Source organism: Sulfurovum indicum (assembly GCF_014931715.1).
GTDB classification, from domain to species: domain Bacteria; phylum Campylobacterota; class Campylobacteria; order Campylobacterales; family Sulfurovaceae; genus Sulfurovum; species Sulfurovum indicum.
Genome location: NZ_CP063164.1, coordinates 1,610,873 through 1,628,490 on the forward strand (window position 1 = coordinate 1,610,873; position 17,618 = coordinate 1,628,490).

The 17,618-nt window shown below is 42.2% G+C and carries 20 protein-coding genes and 1 other RNA gene; 2 read left to right on the forward strand and 19 right to left on the reverse strand.

Annotated features, from left to right (window positions below):
• Nucleotides 1-391 precede the first annotated feature (391 nt).
• The 8 genes from IMZ28_RS07985 to IMZ28_RS08020 form a co-directional block, all read right to left on the reverse strand.
• The gene (locus IMZ28_RS07985) at nucleotides 392-1,279 is read right to left on the reverse strand and encodes a 5-oxoprolinase subunit C family protein (protein ID WP_197548057.1); all 888 of its coding nucleotides are present in this window, start codon (nucleotides 1,277-1,279) and stop codon (nucleotides 392-394) included.
• Nucleotides 1,280-1,352: 73 nt separating this feature from the next.
• The gene (locus IMZ28_RS07990) at nucleotides 1,353-1,976 is read right to left on the reverse strand and encodes a 5-oxoprolinase subunit B family protein (protein ID WP_197548058.1); all 624 of its coding nucleotides are present in this window, start codon (nucleotides 1,974-1,976) and stop codon (nucleotides 1,353-1,355) included.
• Entirely contained in the window at nucleotides 1,957-2,703 is a 747-nt protein-coding gene (locus IMZ28_RS07995; protein ID WP_197548059.1) for a 5-oxoprolinase subunit PxpA, read from the reverse strand. Before IMZ28_RS07995 ends, IMZ28_RS07990 begins: the two co-directional genes overlap by 20 nt.
• A gap of 12 nt (nucleotides 2,704-2,715) precedes the next feature.
• Nucleotides 2,716-4,527 carry a molybdopterin-dependent oxidoreductase gene (locus IMZ28_RS08000; protein ID WP_232087448.1) on the reverse strand — a complete coding sequence of 604 codons (1,812 nt, stop codon included), beginning with the start codon at nucleotides 4,525-4,527 and terminating at the stop codon, nucleotides 2,716-2,718.
• A complete protein-coding gene (locus tag IMZ28_RS08005; protein ID WP_197548060.1) occupies nucleotides 4,524-5,318 on the reverse strand; it encodes an RND family efflux transporter in 795 nt (264 codons plus the stop codon). Before IMZ28_RS08005 ends, IMZ28_RS08000 begins: the two co-directional genes overlap by 4 nt.
• Before the next feature lie 137 nt (nucleotides 5,319-5,455).
• Nucleotides 5,456-5,950 carry a hypothetical protein gene (locus IMZ28_RS08010; protein ID WP_197549864.1) on the reverse strand — a complete coding sequence of 165 codons (495 nt, stop codon included), beginning with the start codon at nucleotides 5,948-5,950 and terminating at the stop codon, nucleotides 5,456-5,458.
• Nucleotides 5,950-6,462 (reverse strand): hypothetical protein, encoded by a 513-nt coding sequence (locus tag IMZ28_RS08015; protein ID WP_197548061.1) that lies wholly within the window; start codon nucleotides 6,460-6,462, stop codon nucleotides 5,950-5,952. Before IMZ28_RS08015 ends, IMZ28_RS08010 begins: the two co-directional genes overlap by 1 nt.
• Nucleotides 6,463-6,507: 45 nt before the next feature.
• Nucleotides 6,508-6,678: a hypothetical protein gene (locus IMZ28_RS08020; RefSeq protein WP_197548062.1), complete on the reverse strand. Its 171-nt coding sequence runs from the start codon at nucleotides 6,676-6,678 to the stop codon at nucleotides 6,508-6,510.
• Between the two features lie 38 nt (nucleotides 6,679-6,716).
• Here IMZ28_RS08020 and IMZ28_RS11135 point away from each other — a divergent pair, with 38 nt between their 5' ends.
• Together IMZ28_RS11135 and IMZ28_RS08030 are read left to right on the forward strand one after the other, a co-directional pair.
• Nucleotides 6,717-7,046: a tyrosine-type recombinase/integrase gene (locus IMZ28_RS11135; protein ID WP_197548063.1), complete on the forward strand. Its 330-nt coding sequence runs from the start codon at nucleotides 6,717-6,719 to the stop codon at nucleotides 7,044-7,046.
• Nucleotides 7,047-7,087: 41 nt separating this feature from the next.
• A complete protein-coding gene (locus IMZ28_RS08030) occupies nucleotides 7,088-7,495 on the forward strand; it encodes a hypothetical protein (RefSeq protein WP_197548064.1) in 408 nt (135 codons plus the stop codon).
• 344 nt (nucleotides 7,496-7,839) lie between these two features.
• Here IMZ28_RS08030 and rnpB read toward each other — a convergent pair.
• The 11 genes from rnpB to IMZ28_RS08085 form a co-directional block, all read right to left on the reverse strand.
• An RNA gene (gene rnpB, locus IMZ28_RS08035) (RNase P RNA component class A) lies at nucleotides 7,840-8,257 on the reverse strand.
• Between the two features lie 105 nt (nucleotides 8,258-8,362).
• The gene (locus tag IMZ28_RS08040) at nucleotides 8,363-8,932 is read right to left on the reverse strand and encodes a 2-oxoacid:acceptor oxidoreductase family protein (RefSeq protein WP_197548065.1); all 570 of its coding nucleotides are present in this window, start codon (nucleotides 8,930-8,932) and stop codon (nucleotides 8,363-8,365) included.
• Between the two features lie 11 nt (nucleotides 8,933-8,943).
• The gene (locus IMZ28_RS08045; RefSeq protein WP_197548066.1) at nucleotides 8,944-9,801 is read right to left on the reverse strand and encodes a 2-oxoglutarate ferredoxin oxidoreductase subunit beta; all 858 of its coding nucleotides are present in this window, start codon (nucleotides 9,799-9,801) and stop codon (nucleotides 8,944-8,946) included.
• A gap of 1 nt (nucleotide 9,802) precedes the next feature.
• Nucleotides 9,803-10,939 (reverse strand): 2-oxoglutarate synthase subunit alpha, encoded by a 1,137-nt coding sequence (locus IMZ28_RS08050; protein ID WP_197548067.1) that lies wholly within the window; start codon nucleotides 10,937-10,939, stop codon nucleotides 9,803-9,805.
• The gene (locus IMZ28_RS08055) at nucleotides 10,939-11,271 is read right to left on the reverse strand and encodes a 4Fe-4S dicluster domain-containing protein (RefSeq protein WP_197548068.1); all 333 of its coding nucleotides are present in this window, start codon (nucleotides 11,269-11,271) and stop codon (nucleotides 10,939-10,941) included. Before IMZ28_RS08055 ends, IMZ28_RS08050 begins: the two co-directional genes overlap by 1 nt.
• A 165-nt stretch (nucleotides 11,272-11,436) precedes the next feature.
• Entirely contained in the window at nucleotides 11,437-11,715 is a 279-nt protein-coding gene (locus tag IMZ28_RS08060; protein ID WP_197548069.1) for a heavy-metal-associated domain-containing protein, read from the reverse strand.
• A 327-nt stretch (nucleotides 11,716-12,042) separates the two neighbouring features.
• Nucleotides 12,043-12,915 carry a succinate--CoA ligase subunit alpha gene (sucD, locus tag IMZ28_RS08065; RefSeq protein WP_197548070.1) on the reverse strand — a complete coding sequence of 291 codons (873 nt, stop codon included), beginning with the start codon at nucleotides 12,913-12,915 and terminating at the stop codon, nucleotides 12,043-12,045.
• A gap of 1 nt (nucleotide 12,916) precedes the next feature.
• Nucleotides 12,917-14,092, reverse strand: a complete 1,176-nt coding sequence (sucC, locus tag IMZ28_RS08070; RefSeq protein WP_197548071.1) for an ADP-forming succinate--CoA ligase subunit beta — start codon at nucleotides 14,090-14,092, stop codon at nucleotides 12,917-12,919.
• A gap of 165 nt (nucleotides 14,093-14,257) precedes the next feature.
• The gene (gene fumC / locus IMZ28_RS08075) at nucleotides 14,258-15,655 is read right to left on the reverse strand and encodes a class II fumarate hydratase (RefSeq protein ID WP_197548072.1); all 1,398 of its coding nucleotides are present in this window, start codon (nucleotides 15,653-15,655) and stop codon (nucleotides 14,258-14,260) included.
• 13 nt (nucleotides 15,656-15,668) lie between these two features.
• A complete protein-coding gene (locus IMZ28_RS08080) occupies nucleotides 15,669-16,613 on the reverse strand; it encodes a malate dehydrogenase (RefSeq protein WP_197548073.1) in 945 nt (314 codons plus the stop codon).
• Nucleotides 16,614-16,616: 3 nt separating this feature from the next.
• Entirely contained in the window at nucleotides 16,617-17,588 is a 972-nt protein-coding gene (locus tag IMZ28_RS08085) for a malate dehydrogenase (RefSeq protein ID WP_197548074.1), read from the reverse strand.
• Nucleotides 17,589-17,618 lie beyond the last annotated feature (30 nt).

Consider the following 17,618-nt stretch of genomic DNA (forward strand, 5'->3'; position numbering starts at 1 on the left):
TTATCCATTCTATAATCTATGATTCCATCCTTGATGCTCCAACCTTTTCGGGGCTCTCTTCCACCATGGTATCTTCAGGGCACCTCTAATAACCCCATACGCCCATAATGGGTTTTGCAGATGTGAGATTTTGCAAGAGGCTTTCAAGTCCTAGCCAAAGCTAAGACGATGGAAGCATCTTGTGAAAGATCGCGTCTGCAAAGCCCACCCTTTGGGCAATGCCGGCTTTGCCCTATACGGCGTTACACTTTTTCGACTTAGCTACGGCTAGGTCTGTAAAGTGTGCCTTGCCTAGAACAAAGCCGGCAATGTTATGAGCATATGGGGTTATTAGAGGTGCCCTTCAATTTAAAGTGATGTTATTATAGCAGAGAGTTGGTAATAGGACACATCAAATATTTTCTTTATTCTTACTTTTACAAATATCCAAAGATACCGTTTCAAACCTCACTTTTGCTCCTGTTCCCAACTGCGCAAGTCTGTAACAGTCTTCAGCCAGTACTACTCCCATCTTCGGATAGCCTCCAATCGTCTGCCTTTGAACAAGCAGTACAATAGGCTGCCCATCATTGGGAATCTGCACTGAACCCAAGGCAATTGCTTCTGAGAGGATCTCTCTGCCTGTCCCTTCAACGGACTCACCCTGCAGTCTGTATCCCATACGGTCACTCTGTAAAGTCACTTTATATACTGAAGAGAAAAAAATATCTTTGGCTTTATCGGAAAAGTCATTATATTGGTATGTGGGCAAAAGCCGTAGGGTAGTAATCTCCTGATCATAACGGGGTACAGCCCCGGCACGTAAATGTCTGTACTGATGTGTAATCTTTGGCATAAAAGAGAGTCTGTCTCCTTTTTTGAGGACTGCACCAACTCCCTCATGCAGGGTACATGCCACACTCCCTTTCACTCTTGGCAGATCAAAACCGCCTTTGACAGCAATGTACGTTCTCATTCCATCTATACGTTTTTCAAAGCTCAGTACCTGACCGGCTTTGAGAGGGAAGCTTCTCCATATTTCAACAGGTACCCCATCAACCCTGGCATCCAGATCTGCACCCGTAACAGCAATAGTTGTCTCCTGCAATATCCTAAGCTTCAAGCCGACCATCGCTTCAATAGCATTACCATCTTCTTCTCCAAGCAGTTGCAGTGCCCACCGGAATGCATGCATATCGAGTGCACCTGACGGTGTGACACCCTGATGCATGAACCCGTGCCGTCCGGCATCCTGTATACAGGCAAACAGTCCAGGATTGATCACTTCAAATGCCATCATAAACTCTTGAGCATCTGTTCATATTCCGGGATAAAAGTATTGCCATGCAATACATACTGCCACTCCTCGTTCCTCACTCCTCACTCCTCACTGATACAAACCGTATTCTGTCTCCGATCTTAAACTTTTCAAAATCATCAAATGTTGTCTGTCCGACAATGTTCCACCCTCCTGCACTCTCTTTAGGATAGATAGCTGTCTGCTCATTTGCAATGGCGACACTCCCTTTGGGCACTTTCTGTCTTGGAGTAGGCAGACGAGGTATGGCGATACGCTGATCAACCACCCCCAGATAAGCGAATCCAACCATAAAACCGATAGCATAGACACGATAGGTGTGTGCCGTGTGCAGTGCAATAACTTCGTTTATGCCCAAACCTGCATATTCAGATATACGTATAAGATCAGGTCCTTTGGTATAGTCAACAGGAATTTCAAAAAGTCTGGAATCTGTTTTGGTTTGACGGGGCGCCAGACTGTTTAAAGCATCCAGTACCTTTTGCTGTATATTCTGCAGAGAATATATTTTGTCATCAAAACGTACCCAGATGGAGGCATAAGAGGGCACTACTTCTATGAACCCTTCCCTGCCCTGCAATAAAAAATAGTCACGCTGTACCTTATCCAAGATCGCTTCATCGATGCGCGCTTCATAGCGCAAAATGATACTGTCGCAGCTAACTGTCTCTATACGCATCGATCATATCCCGCAGTGCGATTACAAGCGAACGCGCCGTTTTGGTGTCACCATGTACACAGAGGGTATCGGCTTTCAAATGAAGCAATGCACCGTCATTGCTCTCCAGCACACCCTCCTCCAACAGACGCCCGATACGCCCAAGTACTTCACTCTCATCTTCAATGACTGCACCTTTCTCACTTCGGGAAACCAGTCTCCCCTCATTGGTATAGGCTCTGTCGGCAAAAAGTTCATACATAAGCCTGATACCGTATTTCTCTGCGATCTCTTCATACTGTTGGCTTTGCGGTGTAGAAAGAATAACCAGAGGCAAATCGATATTATACTTTGCAATACTATGTACGATAGATTCAAAGAGTAAAGGCTCTTTCATCATTTGATTGTAAAGTGCGCCATGTGGCTTGACATAATCCACCTTTGTACCCTCTACCCGGCACATCGCATCAAGTGCACCTATCTGGTAGAGCATGAACGCCTCTATCTCTTCAGGTGTACACTGCATCACACGCCGGCCAAACCCCTGAAGGTCCGGATAGCTTGGATGAGCTCCAATACTTACACCATACATTTTTGCCAGGCGCACACTCTCTTGCATATGGGAAGGATCAGAAGCATGAAAACCACAGGCGAGGTTCGCCATATCAATATAAGGCATGATCTTGTTATCTTCCCCTATACGGTAGATACCAAATCCTTCACCCAGATCACAGTTTAGTTTCAACATCTGCTATTACTCTCAACTGTCACTATCCATTTTTTCAATTGTCACCTTCACTTCCTGATAACAGGCATTGTGCCCCTCATCACTCAAAATAGCAGGAGTAAGATAGTTCACACCAACCGTGTTATTTGTTACAACCACACAGTTTGTCCGTATATCCTCATTCAGGTGTACAATGAAATCATACTCTCCATGCTCTGAAGTCAGGCGTACTTTCTCACCCTCTTTAAATCCGGTATCCGGATGTACCTGCACTCTGTTATCACGATAAAATTGCGTATTTAGCGATTTGGCAGATTTTGGAGAGAGCAACCAGAATGTCTCATCCGGTTTTTTATTTTTACTCTGTTTTCTATGTTTTCTAAAACGCTTGGGATTAATGAAATCATCATCATAGTCATCAATGAATTCAAACTCTTCATCCCCCTCTTCACCAAAACCATCTTCATAAGGACATGGATGGTATCCTGGTGAATAGAGATATCCATTCTCCTCTTTACACTGCTCAAGCCAGAAATTGATATAGTGGCTTTCACTCTCTAGCCCCTTGAATCCAAATGCATCAAAAAGGTATTTGGTAAAGTCATATTCAGAAATACCTATATCACTCTCAACAACCTTGTTCATCCTCTCTACATAGTGGTGTCCGTAACTGAGCCGTACATCCTCTTTTTCAAAGAAGTTCCTTGCCGGAATCACAATGCGTGCCAATTTGGAAGTCTCATTCTCATAAAGCCCGAAGTAAATTAGGTTGTCCACCTCTTTCAACTCTTTTAGCACACGGGAAGTGTCCGGCATCGATGCTGCCGGATTTCCACCCTGGACCAGTACAGTATCAAAGTATGAGAAGTTCGTCGTTGCTTTGGGTACACTGGTCGTATCAACCTTGAAAGGGTTTTCAAATCCGAGCTTTGAGGTACCCATATAGTGCACCCCGCACCCTTCCCTTCCGAACAGCCCCAGTACCGCTGCAAGTGCATCAATCGCCTGCAGCACATAGGAGCCTGTAGAATATTTCTGAACACCGGCTCCAACCAGAAAGACTACCTTCTTGTCTCTTAGATACTCCAGTACCCTTCCCATCTCTCCCAGATCGGTCCCGATATGCTCCAGGATCGCTTTGATACGGTGTTCTCTGGTATAGTCATAGAAGTCCTCATGCTCGGGTGCGAACTCTTCCAGCCACTCGGTATCATCACCATCTTCCATAAAGACAAAACGTGCTAACAGAATAGCAACATAGTAATCCATACGTGGTTCTATCTGCATATGCAGGTCTGCCTGTTTTGCAATAGCAGTTCTTACCGGATCGATAACCACCAGACTTTTCCCTTCAAGAAACGGCATAATGTGTGCATTGGTCACTGTGATATTACGTCCCCATACCACTACAGTATCGGCCTTTTCTATTTGTTCCAGAGGCAGGTTTCTATGTATACCCCGGCTCTGAAGTATTCCCGCTTCACCAGCTGCATCACAAAGAGACCCATGAGTCAGAGATCCTCCTGTTTTTTCCATAAAAAGGTTGGTCACTTCCTGCATTACACCAAGATTACCTGAACCTCTCCAGAGTAAAGACCTCTCTGTTTTAAAGGCCTCTGCCACTGCAGACATTGCCTCCTCGGTGCTTACCTCTTTCCCGTCAACACGCGGTTTTACGATACGTTCTGCTTCATGCATGGACTTATTGAGCAGAGCACAAAGTGCACCGTTACCTGCAGGATGTACTTTGTCACCCGACAGTTTGGGAAACTTCTCTTTATCAGCAATAATACGGCAGGCATCATAACAATCCAGTCCGCATGCGGTATTGATAATCTCACTCATTTTAACTCCACTTTGATTAATTCCGAGAAATGTTCTTCAGGTGCAGGAATATATATCTCAGCACGGTAGGAAGAGATAAATTTCTCATCTGCCACACGCCACACTTTATTGATCTTATATTGTGTCTCTTTATCATTCAGGTAGACTGTTCTCTGCTTTACATCTTTAAGTTCTTCCGGCTCCAGGAATAGTACCAGCTTTGCTCTGCTTGCATCATCAACACGAGCTAAAGGTGTTCCAACCCCCACAAAATCTCCTTCTCTCACCAACAGCTTATAAAGATACTTTTTTTTCAAAATAATCGATTTTTTTCTGATCGTATCTTCAAGCTGTGCCACTTTATACTGCATATCAAGTATCTGTTTTTTCAAAGATACAATCTTTTCATGGGTACTAAGATATTGTGTTTTGGCCGAAGCAAATGCACTGTAAGCATTGTCTTTCTGGGTCTTTGAAGCAGTAGAAAGCTTGGAGATGCGATGATAATAACTCTCCTGACGTTTTACCGTCTCTGCGAGTGATGATGCAATCTCTTCATTTATCCCCAGCATCTCTTCGAGAAAAAGTATGCTCTTTTTTGTGTCATCAAGGTTGACTCTGTCCAACTGATCATCCAAATGGATTACACGCTTTCCGTCAACCATCCTGCCTTCTGCATCAAGATCGACATCGAGGACCAATCCACTCACTGCAGACTTCAGAGTAACTGATTCATACGGTTCAACTTTAGCATAATGCACTTTGGCAAACAGTAACAGCGAAAATACCATATATAGAAATATTTTTTTCATGTATATTATTCTTTTTTGATTTGATTATAGCAAAATAGCTTTAACGGGAGCAGGTGATTTTAGGAGCAACGATAAGTTATATTCACTTACCGTCTACACGGTACTTTATTTTACATTGGTACAGTTTTTGGCACAAGCTAATTAATTTTTTTATACTCTTTACATGAAATGTTATCACCAAGATCACAGGCGCGTTTAAAAAGTTGTTTAGCTTTTTTATATCTTGATCTTTTTGAGCCTTTAATTTTAACTATTTCTCCTGTTTGTGCATCTTCCCAGCTACCTCTTAAATACATTTTTGCAGCAATAGCACATCCTGAACGCAAATCATATTTACAATCTGATTCCCATCTATCTACACTATTGTTAAAGTATGGTGATGCTGTAACGATTGTTGTTACAAAAGTTATCATAACTAATGACAATATCTTTTTACTCAACTTCTCTCCCAGTATCTCCCTGCGGCTTTTATGTTCAAAGAACTCCGTACCCCCAAGCTCCAAGCCTTTGGCTTTGATTGTATCGACAACCTTTTGGGCTTTTTGCTGATCGTGCATATAGGCTTCGTCTTTGGCTTTGTCGGTGGAGAAGTCGGTGTAGGCTAAGCCGGTTGTTTCTTTGGGTGTAGCCATCAGACAAGCCCCCGATCCTGCGGAAGCGACTGCACGGTGTAGCTCATATCCGCTACCCGCTTGTCGGTATTGAGCACAAGCTCTTTGAGGGTGGCAAAGTGGGTCAGTCCGTTTTGCAGCGTGGTTCTGAAGCCGTTATCCATATTGTTATTGATGGTTTTAAAACTTCTTCCTATCGCTTCCGCAAGCTCATCAAGCTCTTTTTTCACAAATGCCTTGACATCCTCGTTGCTGCCAAACGCACTGTCAAGCATCTCTTTAAGTTCGCCCTTGTCTATCTTGACAGTATCTTTCAGTGCTTCCAGATGGATCGCCATCTCCACTTCGGAGTTTGAACGCTGCAACTCTTTCATAAAGCGTTCACCCTGCTCAATAATTGCAACAAGCTGCCCACGAGCCATCTCTTCAAGCTTCGCCTGTATTGCATCGACCTTTGAGATCAGTTCCGCGTTTTTCGCACTTATTACGTCAAGTCTTTCCATGATTTTTTCAAACATCTCTGTTGTTTCCATCTGTTCTCCTTGGGCTACTTTTGGCTATTTTACCATATTTCATAATCACTCATAATTTTTTTTCCAATCATAATCCTCATATTCATCATACGTATCATCTTTAATTTCATCATCGAAAGAAATACCACTTTTCATTCTTTCCATGATCTCATTTCTATTTTTCATATCTTCGATTTTCTTTATCTTTTCAATTGTATATTGTTTATTCTCTATCATTCCATCGATTTCCAGCGGGTTCAGCAGGATAGTTAAAAATGTATAATTATGCTTCTTCGCTATTTCAAGAAAATCATCTACTGTTTGACAATATTTTCAAAGGTACAGGATCAAGTGGTCATGTCTCCAGTACAGGAATAGATTTTCAGTGGCGAAATATCAGGTCTCTTACCGGTGTACCTAAAATGAGACTCCATGATATACGACATTTAATTGGTTTTATCAGTATCAATAGTGGTTACAGTTTGGAACAAACTGGATCCGTTTTAGGACATACTTCCACAGCTACCACCAAACGCTATTCCAACATGAAAGTAGAAAGTGCTACCGAAGTACTTCGGAATATGTTTGATAGGTTTACAGAATAAGTCTGATAAACTTCTGTTTTAAATAACAATTGGACTATTAGATGGGAATACCTACAAAAGAAGAAATTTGTGCCTTTGTAAAACATGCTTGTTCTTCAAACTCCAATAGTGAACTTTATTTATGTACAATCAATAGTAGTACTGCACAAAAAATCAAACAGCTTATTCCAATGATATTGACTAACTATGACGTGATTATTACGGAAGAATATGTAGGGCATGTTCGGAATGGTCATAAAGATGATCTTGAATATATTTGTCTTATCCCTGAGATCATATCTAATTTTGATAGGGTTAGTAAAAGTATTGAACCGAACCGTAGGACAAAAAGGACTGAAATTTTTGTTGTATTTGAAAAAAGATATTCAGATAATACCGTCAAACTTGTAAAATTGAGAGATATGAGAAAAAAGTGTTTATCTCTTAAAACGATATTTAGGAAAGATTAATAGATTGACCGGTAGACCAAAAACTACCGGAAGAGTGATAGCTGTGGTTTGATGCCTTACTCTTTCGAGTAATCCCCAAACTTACGTCTTAAAACGGACGCTATCTGGTTTTACAATAACATTATAGCATATTTCTGTTAGCATATCAATATCAACTATTTTTCTTTTTTTTCTTTACCTTGTACCATAAAATCAAAATCTAAAAATGGTACATTTTTTAGTACAACCTACTATGTTAAAAGGTGTATATTGATGCACTTTTATGCACAGTAGAAAAAATGAAAATCGTTAAAAATAATGGGTTTTTGTCGATGTAGTGGGAAGTTATGCACGATTGTGCATAATAGTCAGGAGCAACGATAAGCCGGGTTCTGTCGTTGGGTAGTTATTTATCTAGGCCTGTTGTTGCCAACAGGCTCAAGCGAAGCATGAGTGCCGATAAACGGCTTTGCAAGAGTTAATACCATATGCTTCTTGCTGCGGACAGGGTTTACCTGGCTGAGGATGTTACCATCCCCACCGGTGGGCTCTTACCCCACCCTTTCACCCTTACCGGGGATGATAAGGGAGCAGATAATAAAGAGAAGGCAGCAGGTAATGCTCACTGCTCTCTTCTATCTGCTCCCTGGTCCCCGGCGGTCTACTCTCTGTTGCACTTGCCCTCAGATTACTCTGGCCATCCGTTAGATGGAGTCCTCTCTTGCGTGCAGCCCGGACTTTCCTCTCGTGGACAATGCCACCAGCAACTACCTGTCGCTCCTGTGGCGAATTATACCATACAAAAAAGTGATTTGGTTAATAAAGGAAAGAAAAGTTTGTAGATTTAAAAAAGGTGGACAGAATGCCCACCTCGGAGAAAAGATGAGTTTATCTCACTGGACCTTTTTCCAATGCTTCAAGTGCATACTTCTTACCAAGCTCATATGCTTTAAGGTTTGCTTCATGTACTTTTTTAGGTACTTTTGAAAGCATTGTATTGATAAGCAACTCTTCATCCAGAGCTTTCATCATCGTATTTGCAATTGCAAGTGCAACTACAGATTGTGTAATTACGTTACCAACCTCTTCTTTGGCAATTGTAATAATAGGAATTTCATAAATATTCCATTTTTTTCTATCTTCTTCTGTCGGGTGTACCAGGTTTGGCTCGATTACTATCGTTCCACCTTCTTTTACACCATGCTTGAACTGCTGATAACTTACATCTGCAACGGAAAGCATAAAGTTGATCTGACCATCAATAGCATAAGGATACCAGATCTCATTATCATCCAACTGAATATCAACTACTGTCGGTCCACCACGGACCTGTGAGGTATAAGTTGCAGTTTTAAGACCGAAGCCGCCTCCTTTGATCTTTGCTGCTGCAAAGATCTCTCCGGCCAGAAGAACCCCTTGTCCACCAACACCGGTAAATCTCATTACAATTCTACTCATGGCTCTTCTCCTTATATTTTTTTCTTGAAGTCATCTTGAGTGATCGGTCCTCTTTCACCCTGATGAACTTTTTGGATCTCTTTATACAATTCACAATACTCACCTGCTTCTGTATCTTGTTTCAAGATTCCGGTAGGGAATAGGTTCAACTGCTCTTCCGGGCTGAGCTGATCATACTTTTTCTTGGAAACAGTAATAGAGTCGATCCAGTCAAGGTTCTCCATTGCAGACTGCATTTTGTTCTTTCTACCAAGGTTGATGTGACAATTTGACATTGCCTCAACATAAGAGAAACCTTTATGTTCCATTGCTTGCAGCAGCAACTTCTCAAGCTTCTTCGGTGCAGTTACATTCTCTCTACCTACAAATGAAGCACCTGCAGCAATAGCAAGTTCACAACCATCAAATGTAGGATCGATGTTCCCTGCTTTTTGAGAAACTGTCCACATACCCTGTGGTGTTGTTGGTGATGTCTGAGAGTTAGTCAGACCGTAAATGAAGTTTTGTATAATAATCAATGTAATATCGATATTTCTTCTACACCCATGAATTGTATGGTTACCGCCGATCGCAAGACCATCACCGTCACCTGCTACACAAATCACCTTTTTATCAGGATTCGCCAGCTTGATACCTGTTGCAAACGCTACAGTTCTTCCGTGTGTCGTATGGACTGTATTGAAGTCAACATAAGAAGAGAATCTTCCTGAACAACCAATTCCTGAAACCACACACACATCATCTTTACTCCAACCGAGTTTATCGATTGCACGGATAAATGCTTTAAGGATTACACCATCACCACAACCCCAACACCAAAGTGTTGGCATCTTTTCCATTCTTAAATATTCATCATAATTAAATGCCATCTTATAGCTCCTTTACTTTTTCAATAATATCTGCAGGTGAGAATGGGCGACCATTCGTTTTTGTCAGCTTATGAATATCTCTTCTTCCCATAGATCTTTGTACTTCTTCGAGATATTGTCCCTGGTTAAGCTCAACAACAAGTACTTTGTCAAATTTCTGTCCCAGTTCATACATACGCTCTTCCGGAGACGGCCAGATCGTGATCGGTCTGAAAAGACCTGCTTTAATCCCCTCTTCTCTCAATACGTTGATCGCTTCCTTGATCGCCAGAGACGCTGAACCGTAACCGACAAGAAGAATCTCTGCATCATCCAGCAGATACTCTTCATTGCTTTCGATCTCATCTCTGTGCTCATCAACTTTTCTAAAGAGTCTGTCAATCAGTTTTCTACAGGTTTCAATCTCTTCTGTCGGGAATCCCATTGCATCATGGTGTAATCCTGTAAAGTGGTATCTGTATCCTGTATACATTGGATTCAATACAGCCGGCTCATCTTGAGCAACACCGTATGGTCTGTACTCTTCAGCCGGACCGTCAAATGTTTTTCTTGGTTTAATACCTGCTTTTACCTCTTCAACTGATGGAAGCATTGCTTTACCATGCATATGACCGAGTGTCTCGTCCAAAAGAACAAAAACCGGCTGCATAAATCTATCTGCAAGGTTAAATGCTCTTACAGTTTCTGTGTAACACTCTGCCAGTGTCCCGGCACATACAGTAATTGATTTATAATCACCGTGAGATGGATTTTTGGCCTGAGCGATATCTCCTTGAGATACACGTGTTGGAAGACCTGTTGACGGCCCTCCTCTCATAACGTTAACGACAACCAAAGGTACTTCTGCCATCTGCGCAAGACCAAGGTTCTCCGCTTTAAGTGAGATACCAGGTCCTGATGTTGCTGTCAGTGTTCTTACACCTGCCATACCGGCACCTATAGCTGCAGCTACACCTGCTATCTCATCTTCCATTTGAATCGCTGTTCCGCCAACCTTTGGAAGAAGGTCAGAGATAGTGTGCATTACTTCACTTGATGGAGTAATTGGATACCCACCAAAGAACATACATCCGGCATCTACTGCTGCAATCGCAGCCAGATCGTTACCAGTTGAAATAATCTCTCTTGTTGCTGACATTAGTTCGCCTCCTTATAATCTTCAGGTAATCTATACCCATTGTTTTTGATCGCTTCCTGTCTAGCTTTTGCCGAGTCTGTCAACTTAGCAAATTTAAACTCTTTCTTTTCAGCCACATAGATAGCAAAGTCTGGACAAGTAAGTTCACATTCATTACATCCAATACATGCTTCCGGTGCAACAATACTGATCATTGCACCTAGTGTTGAAGTTGGTTCTGCTTTCATTGCAAGAACACCTGCAGGGCATGCGTCTACACAAATGTCACATGCTTTACATCGAGATGTATCTACCCATACTGGAGTATTTTCCGGAGCTGCCATTACTGCCATGTTTTCCCCTTTTTAGTTATAGTTATTTCGTGAGATATACTAAGGATTACCCTTATTCACTAAGTAAAGGATATCTTACTTTTCGTAATGTTGCTATAAATAAGCTTGAATTATTGGTTGTATAAGGGATGTTGTTACCATTCGAAGCAACAAAATTATGCTTTTTCAGGTGTTAATTTTACCAATAGCACACGAGACAAAACTTTTTGCTTTTGCTGAACTGCTTTCAACAAATCCCAATTTCTCACCTACCAGAGGATATCCTAATGACTTCAGTGTCTTTGAGAGCATCTCTCTCTGATTTTCCTCTATATCGAGTGTTATCTCCCGTGGTTCGCACTCAAGATCAACCTTGACTTCCCCAAACAGAGGACGCAATTTTTCTTTCAATGTGTGTGCACAACCTTCACATTTGACATTTTGCACTTTAAATGTTTGTATCATTTCGTTACCTTTTAATCATATTTAGTGTTTAGACACCATTCCATAAAAAAGATTAACCTGTCAAGAAAGTTTGAAGAAAATCATACATTAAATGCATTTTTTCTTGTTCAAGGAAGTTTTTCTACACAACTGCATTTGCTGACCTCGGGTTCTACTTTTTTCTTTTCTTTACTGAAGAAAAGAAAAATAGAACAGGAGGAACAAAACTAAATGTTCAATTATAATAAGTCACTAAACATAATAAGTTAATAAAGATTTTCGTTGCGTTAAAAGTAGATTAAAAAATGTAAACTTAGGTCTGGGAGAGATCCCTGACCTGAAAAAAGATTATTTAGACAATACTTCTTTAACCGCTTTCCCGATATCTGCAGGAGAAACAACCACTTTTACACCTGCTGCTTCAAGTGCGTCCATCTTCTCTTTTGCCGTACCTGCACTGCCGCTTACGATTGCTCCGGCATGCCCCATTCTCTTGCCTTTGGGTGCTGTCTGACCGGCAATAAAAGCAACTACCGGCTTACTAATATTCTCTTTGATAAACTTTGCCGCCTGGATCTCAAGATCACCACCGATCTCACCAATCATCACGATAGCTTCAGTTTCTGGATCTGCCTCAAACATTGGAAGAAGCTGCTTGTAGCTAAGACCAATGATAGGGTCACCACCGATACCAACTGCCGTTGTAATGCCATACCCCTCTTTGACTACCTGATTTGCTCCCTCATATGTCAGTGTTCCTGACTTGGAAATAAGTCCAACATTTCCCTTTTTGAAAATATTACCCGGCATAATACCGATCTTGCACTCTTCAGCAGTAATAACACCCGGACAGTTCGGTCCTATCGTCATCATTCCATGTTTTACTGCATAGGCTTTGGCCATCTGCATGTCACGTACAGGAGCACCTTCTGTAATGATAACAGCCAGTTCAATTCCAGCATCAGCAGCTTCCATGACTGCATCTGCAACAAATGCAGGCGGGACAAATACCATAGAGACTGTCGCTCCTGTTGCATCAACTGCATCTTTCACTGTATTAAATACCGGCTTGCCAAGATGCTCTTGTCCACCTTTGTTCGGTGTAACACCACCAACAATATTCGTACCATAGGCAATACACTGCTCAGCATGGAAAGTACCTTCACTTCCGGTGAATCCCTGTACGATAACTTTTGTGTCTTTATTTACCAGAATACTCATCTTAGTTCGCTCCTTTTGCTGCTTCTACCGCTTTTTTCGCACCGTCTGCCAAGTCAGTAGCAGGAATAACATTGGCAATGTTTGCATTTGCAAGAATCTCTGCTGCTTCTACTGCATTTGTTCCATCCAGTCTAACCACGACCGGTACATGTACATCTACCAGTTTTGTCGCTTCCAAAATACCGTTCGCAATACGGTCACATCTTACAATACCACCGAATATGTTAACAAAAATCGCTTTTACTTTCGGATTTTTCAGAATGATCTCAAATCCTTTTGCGACCGTTTCAGCATTCGCTTTACCACCTACGTCAAGGAAGTTCGCCGGCGTGCCACCCATATAGTTTATCGTATCCATCGTCCCCATTGCCAGACCTGCACCGTTAACCATACATCCAATCTCACCGTCAAGTGCAATATAGCTCAAACCATACTGTGCTGCTTCTCTCTCATCCGGATCTTCTTCAGAAATATCTCTCATCTCTTCGATTTCAGGGTGTCTGTAGAGTGCAGAGTCATCAAATCCCATCTTTCCGTCAAGTGCAAGGAAGTCGCCAGAGCCTGTTTTTATGAGAGGGTTTATCTCGATCATTTCGGCATCTTTATCCATATAGACTTTATAAAGCTTCGATGCAAAATCAATGAATTTTTTCTGCTCGTTCTTATCAGTAATACCAAGACCGAAAACCAACTCTCTTCCATGGAATCCTTGGAATCCGACTGCTGGATCAACTGCTACTTTTACAATCTTTTCCGGTGTCTCTTCAGCAACTTTCTCAATCTCCATACCACCTTCGGTAGAAGCCATGATCACAGGCATCTCTTTCGCTCTGTCCAATACTACACCAAGATAGAGCTCATCCTGAATATCGGCACCCTCTTCTATATAGATCTTTTGGACCAGTTTACCTTCCGGTCCGGTCTGATGTGTAACCAGTGTCATTCCAAGAATCTCGCCAGCCAGCTCTCTAACCTCTTCAATCGATTTAGCCAGCTTAACACCTCCGCCAAGTCCACGGCCACCCGCATGGATCTGCGCTTTTACCACCCAGATATTTCCACCAAGTTCATGTGCTGCTTTTACAGCCTCATCCGGTGTATTTGCAACGATTCCTCGTGGTGTCGGCACACCATACTGGGCAAAAATCTGCTTTGCCTGATACTCATGAATATTCATGCAGTCTCCTTTTTTTCAATAAGTTCCTTTATTGTACAACTAACGCTGATAATATATGATTAATTGAATTATTATAAAGTGTGATTTTAATAAAGTGGTAAATTTTTACACAGTTTTAATGAGGTTTTCGGGGAAAAGGCAGCAAATTGCTACCTTTTGTAAAATTTAAGCCTTGGGAGCAATCATTTCCTGCGGCTGAACATAACGATCAAACTCTTCTGCTGAAAGGAAACCAAGATTGATTGCTTCTTCTTTCAGAGTTGTACCGTTTGCATGTGCTGTTTTAGCAATTTTTGCAGCGTTCTCATAACCAATATACGGATTAAGTGCTGTTACCAACATTAAAGAATCATTGAGGAATTTTTCGATCTTCTCTTCTATCGGCTGAATACCGACAGCACAATTAACATCAAAGCTTCTCATAGAGTCAGCCAAAAGTCTTACTGACTGTAGAATGTTGTAGGCAATAACCGGTTTAAAGACATTCAGTTCGAAATTTCCCTGTGAAGCTGCAAAACCAACCGCTGCATCGTTCCCCATCACCTGAACGGCAACCATAGTGATCGCCTCTGCCTGTGTTGGATTCACTTTGCCCGGCATAATGGATGAACCAGGTTCATTGGCCGGGATCTCAATCTCTCCAAGTCCGCATCTCGGTCCGCTTGCCAGCCATCTGATATCGTTAGCAATCTTCATTAAGTTTGCTGCCAATGCCTTAAGTGCACCTGAAAGTACCACTTCAGCATCATGACCTGTCAATGCATGGAACTTATTAGGCTGAGAAACGAAGCCATAATCTTTTTCCATAAAGCTATTGAGCTGTGCTGCAACTCTCTGTGAGAATTCCGGATGGGAGTTGAGTCCTGTACCTACTGCGGTACCTCCGATGGCAAGCTCTCTACAGTAAACAAGAGCATCTTCAATCTGTTTCAGGTTTGTTTCAAGCATAGCAACATATCCGCTAAGCTCCTGTCCCAGGGTCAATGGTGTTGCATCCTGAAGATGCGTGCGTCCAATCTTCACAATATCCGAAAAAGCTTTTGATTTTGCCTCAAGTGTTCCCTTAAGCTGTTTAAGTGCCGGGATAAGGTTATCTGTTACTGCCACCACCTCAGCAATTCTCATACCGGTTGGATAAGTATCATTGGAGCTCTGCCCCTTGTTCACATCATCGTTTGGATGAACCAGATGTTCCTTGGTAAAATCTCCACCAAGAAGTTCTGTTGCTTTATTGGCGACTACTTCATTCATGTTCATATTTGACTGTGTACCCGAACCTGTCTGCCATACTACCAGCGGGAAGTTATCATCAAGTTCACCGGCAAGTACACTATCGCATGCTTTAACAATTGCATCAGTCTTGTCATCCTCAAGACGGCCAAGCTCATTGTTCACCAGGGCACATGCTTTTTTCAGGTTTGCAAATCCGTAAACGACTTCCATCGGCATCTTTTCAACACCAATCTGAAAATTCTGTACAGAACGCTGAGTCTGGGCAGCCCAATACTTGTCTGCAGGAACCTGCATTTCTCCCATAGTATCTTTTTCTATTCTATATTCCATCTGTTACTTTCTCCTAATCAAAAAATTTATTCGCTTTAAGTATGTCTATCCCTTCCCGGATACTCTCTACTGACGTTTTGAACTTTTCTCTGGTCGCATCATCCAGTTCAATCTCAATTATCTTCTCTGCACCGTGCTTACCAAGCACGACAGGTACACCGACAGAAACATCGCTGTATCCGTATTCTCCTTCAAGCAGCACAGAAGATGCAACAACTACTTTGGAGTCATTGAGTATCGCTTCAACCATATAGGCAATGGCACGGCCAGGAGCATAGTAGCCGGAAGTTCCAAGATGCTTGACGATCTCTGCCCCGCCGTTCCTGGTACGTTCAATAATCTCTTCCATTTCTTCTTTGCTAAGAAGTTCTAATGTATTCACCGAACCAACCTGTACTTTATGTGGAAGAGGGATCATATGCTGTCCATGATCACCGATGACAAGAGTACCTGTCTGCCCTGCACCATATCCCAGTTTATTATATATCTGGTATGCCATTCTGGCACCATCAAGTGCCCCGGCCATACCAATGATACGGTTACGCTCCCACCCTGTCATCCTATGGATCACATAGGACATCACATCAAGCGGATTGGAGACACAGATGATCACTGCATCAGGGGAGTACTTCATTACATCTTCCACAACACTCTTCATGATCTTTGCATTGATCATTAAAAGATCTTCACGTGTCATATCCCCTTTTCGCGGTACACCGGCAGTAATAACCACAATGTCACAATCATTCACATCTGCCGGAGACTCTGCTGCTGTAACGATCGTACTGACAGGTGCATAATGTACCGACTGTCCGATATCAATCGCTTTTCCCTTGGCTACACCCTCAGCAATATCAAAAAGAACGATCTCTCCGCATACTCCCATCATACTCAAAGAGTATGCTGCAGTCGCTCCTACTGCACCTGCACCGATAATCCCTACTTTACGCTTTGTCATAAATTACTTCTTCTCTTCTCTAAGTTCTGCAAAAAAATCCAATTCGTGAAGCTTATCTATCATTTCCTGCACGGATGCAACAGAGTTCTTGAAACGCTTTTGCTGTAACGGTTTAAGTGTCATATTGATCACCTTTTCTGCACCACCTGCTCCAATCATGACCGGTACACCGGAAACTACACCGGAATAACCGTAATCATTTTCAAGTAGAATTGCACAAGAGTGTATCTGATTGGTATCTTTAAGAATTGCTTCAACCATAACTGTCGTTGATTTTGCAGGTGCATAGTATGCAGATCCGTCTCCAAGAAGGTTAACGATCTCTGCACCACCGTTTCTTGTTTTCCGTACGATCTCACCGATCTCTTCAGAGTCAAGCAGATCCTCAATAGGTACACCTGCTACAGTAGTAAACTTGGGAAGCGGTACCATCGTATCACCATGTCCACCCATGACGGTAGCACGGATCTGACCTGCCCCGTATTCCAGCTTTTCATAGATAAAGTGCGCCATACGTGCTGCATCCAGGATACCTGCCATTCCCATTACTCTTTCTCTTGGAAAGCCTGTATATTTGAGTGCTACATATGTCATTACATCGAGGGGATTGGATACAACAACGACAATGGAGTCCGGTGCATGCTCCTTAATCTCTTTTGCATAGCTTTTGACGATCTCTGCATTTTTTACAAGAAGGTCATCTCTGCTCATTCCAGGTGTTCTTGGTACACCTGCAGTGATGATAACCACATCAGAAGCGGCCATATCTTCCGGACCTTTGGCCGCTTTTACAATAGTATGCTGTCTCGCTGCATTGGCGGCTTGTGACATATCGAGTGCTTTTCCTTTTGCCACATCATAGTTTCTTCCGAGAAGTACTATATTGTGACATGCACCGTTCATTGCCAGAATAAATGCAACAGTCGATCCAAAGTTCCCTGTACCGATAACTGTGACTTTTTTACCTTTTGCCATCTCTATTCTCCCTAGTTATGAAATCATAGG

Bases quoted from the DNA above. Each gene is read 5' to 3' on its own strand.
- sucC (WP_197548071.1), bottom strand. From the start codon at position 14,092: ATGAATATTCATGAGTATCAGGCAAAGCAGATTTTTGCCCAGTATGGT.
- IMZ28_RS08015 (WP_197548061.1), bottom strand. From the start codon at position 6,462: ATGGAAACAACAGAGATGTTTGAAAAAATCATGGAAAGACTTGACGTA.
- IMZ28_RS08000 (WP_232087448.1), bottom strand. From the start codon at position 4,527: ATGAGTGAGATTATCAATACCGCATGCGGACTGGATTGTTATGATGCC.
- IMZ28_RS08050 (WP_197548067.1), bottom strand. From the start codon at position 10,939: ATGTCAGCAACAAGAGAGATTATTTCAACTGGTAACGATCTGGCTGCG.
- IMZ28_RS08080 (WP_197548073.1), bottom strand. From the start codon at position 16,613: ATGACAAAGCGTAAAGTAGGGATTATCGGTGCAGGTGCAGTAGGAGCG.
- IMZ28_RS08040 (WP_197548065.1), bottom strand. From the start codon at position 8,932: ATGAGTAGAATTGTAATGAGATTTACCGGTGTTGGTGGACAAGGGGTT.
- IMZ28_RS08085 (WP_197548074.1), bottom strand. From the start codon at position 17,588: ATGGCAAAAGGTAAAAAAGTCACAGTTATCGGTACAGGGAACTTTGGA.
- IMZ28_RS07995 (WP_197548059.1), bottom strand. From the start codon at position 2,703: ATGTTGAAACTAAACTGTGATCTGGGTGAAGGATTTGGTATCTACCGT.
- IMZ28_RS08055 (WP_197548068.1), bottom strand. From the start codon at position 11,271: ATGGCAGTAATGGCAGCTCCGGAAAATACTCCAGTATGGGTAGATACA.
- IMZ28_RS11135 (WP_197548063.1), top strand. From the start codon at position 6,717: ATGTATAATTATGCTTCTTCGCTATTTCAAGAAAATCATCTACTGTTT.
- IMZ28_RS08010 (WP_197549864.1), bottom strand. From the start codon at position 5,950: ATGGCTACACCCAAAGAAACAACCGGCTTAGCCTACACCGACTTCTCC.
- IMZ28_RS07990 (WP_197548058.1), bottom strand. From the start codon at position 1,976: ATGCGTATAGAGACAGTTAGCTGCGACAGTATCATTTTGCGCTATGAA.
- IMZ28_RS08060 (WP_197548069.1), bottom strand. From the start codon at position 11,715: ATGATACAAACATTTAAAGTGCAAAATGTCAAATGTGAAGGTTGTGCA.
- IMZ28_RS08020 (WP_197548062.1), bottom strand. From the start codon at position 6,678: ATGATAGAGAATAAACAATATACAATTGAAAAGATAAAGAAAATCGAA.
- IMZ28_RS08045 (WP_197548066.1), bottom strand. From the start codon at position 9,801: ATGGCATTTAATTATGATGAATATTTAAGAATGGAAAAGATGCCAACA.
- IMZ28_RS07985 (WP_197548057.1), bottom strand. From the start codon at position 1,279: ATGATGGCATTTGAAGTGATCAATCCTGGACTGTTTGCCTGTATACAG.
- sucD (WP_197548070.1), bottom strand. From the start codon at position 12,915: ATGAGTATTCTGGTAAATAAAGACACAAAAGTTATCGTACAGGGATTC.
- fumC (WP_197548072.1), bottom strand. From the start codon at position 15,655: ATGGAATATAGAATAGAAAAAGATACTATGGGAGAAATGCAGGTTCCT.
- IMZ28_RS08005 (WP_197548060.1), bottom strand. From the start codon at position 5,318: ATGAAAAAAATATTTCTATATATGGTATTTTCGCTGTTACTGTTTGCC.
- IMZ28_RS08030 (WP_197548064.1), top strand. From the start codon at position 7,088: ATGGGAATACCTACAAAAGAAGAAATTTGTGCCTTTGTAAAACATGCT.